This is a genomic window from Pseudomonas sp. SB113, assembly GCF_040754745.1.
GTDB classification, from domain to species: domain Bacteria; phylum Pseudomonadota; class Gammaproteobacteria; order Pseudomonadales; family Pseudomonadaceae; genus Aquipseudomonas; species Aquipseudomonas grimontii.
On the sequence record NZ_JBFMHW010000280.1, the window covers coordinates 1 to 258 of the forward strand.

General features: G+C 64.0%; 1 protein-coding gene. It reads right to left on the reverse strand.

Translation table 11 applies throughout. The features are described 5' to 3' along the window. A partial coding sequence (locus AB1462_RS32555; RefSeq protein ID WP_367249250.1) for an Ig-like domain-containing protein occupies positions 1-258 on the reverse strand: 258 nt, incomplete at both ends.

The window sequence follows — 258 nt, forward strand, 5'->3', positions numbered from 1 at the left end:
CAGCAGTGGCATCAGCCACCGGCGCATCGTTGACCGCAGTCACGGTGATGGTGCCGTTGGCTGGAGCCGAGGTCAGCGGGTTGGTGCCGTCAGCGTTGCCGCCGTCGGTCGCGGTGTAGGTGAAGTCTGCGGTGCCGTGGAAGTCCGCGTTTGGTTTGAAGTAAACCGTGGCTTCGCCGTTGACCGCGTCAATGGAACCGGTCACCGGTTTGGTCATCGCCGCGTCGGTGTAGAAGGTGCCGTTGGTTGGCGTGCCGA